Here is a 1,059-nt window from a genome sequence, read left to right as displayed (position 1 = left end):
GAATAATAGTTCTGCCTGAAACTTAGATGTCCCATCCGGTTAACTTTGCGGTGCTCGACATGCATGATCTGAAATCTACTCTTGGGAAGAGACTGAAGAGCCGCTTTTTCGGAAGCCATAAACAAGTCAATGGGGCGACGTCTGGTAGTCCCATGTATACGAATATTACATACATCCTCATTCCATACTCGAAGGGCACACACTAAATCTTCGTAGCTTTCCCCTTGAAACGCCTTTAAAAAATTGTTCTTTACATATTTTATTGAGGATTCAACTTTCCCCTTATCTTGACCTCTTGCAGGGCGACAAGTTATTCCAGCGCAATTATAGTAGCTAAGGAATGAAGCGTACTGTTCTTGTAAAACTGGTTCATAGAGATCTACTTTAGTTACTCCTGATTTGAGATTGTCAAGTTTTACGGTTTTGGGGACACCGCCGAAATATTCGAAGGCATGGATATGACAATCCAAAAAATCTTTTACCAGCTGGGAAGTGACTACTTTGAAATAGGCGCGTCTACTATAGCTCAGAACCATACTAAACACCCAAACTTTCACAGCTCTGCCATTCCTTCGAAATTCACCAAAGTAACCGAAATCTACCTGCGCCTCTTCCCCAGGGAGGCCATGCAGCGGAACATAGCACTCATCTTTCTTAAATTTGGCGACATAGCGCGCTACAGCCGAATAGGAAAGTGTTACCCCATGTTGTTGAACAAGTTTTTGGTGAATCAATAAAGCCGAATAGTCTCTTTCTAGTAACGATTCAATCTCTTGATGATAATCGGAGAGAGCACTACCTCGCGCTTGTTGAGTTGGTGCTAAATCTCCATTCAAAAGCGCACGTTGGATTCTAGTAACGGTCTTGCGGCACATGCCAAGCTCCCTAGAAATTTCACGTACTGATTTGCCGTGATCTAATAGTGTTTTGATCGTGTTATACATTGCCAATTTATACATAACGCTGAGCTATTTATTTACTCAGCAAGTTAAACCTTATTGTTTTAAGGTGGTGGCATTCTAACGCGAACGGGTGGTGGCATTTACACGCTAATTAACA

Annotated in this window: 1 protein-coding gene; it reads right to left on the bottom strand. The window is 42.0% G+C overall.

What is annotated here, in order from left to right; genetic code table 11:
- The coding region (istA, locus tag FLS47_RS00005; protein WP_149912355.1) for an IS21 family transposase at window positions 1-959 on the bottom strand (959 nt) is incomplete at its 3' end.
- Window positions 960-1,059: the final 100 nt, after the last annotated feature.

It is taken from the genome of Sphingobacterium cavernae (assembly GCF_008520265.1).
GTDB classification, from domain to species: Bacteria; Bacteroidota; Bacteroidia; order Sphingobacteriales; family Sphingobacteriaceae; genus Sphingobacterium; species Sphingobacterium cavernae.
This window is presented reverse-complemented; position numbering and strand designations above follow the sequence as displayed.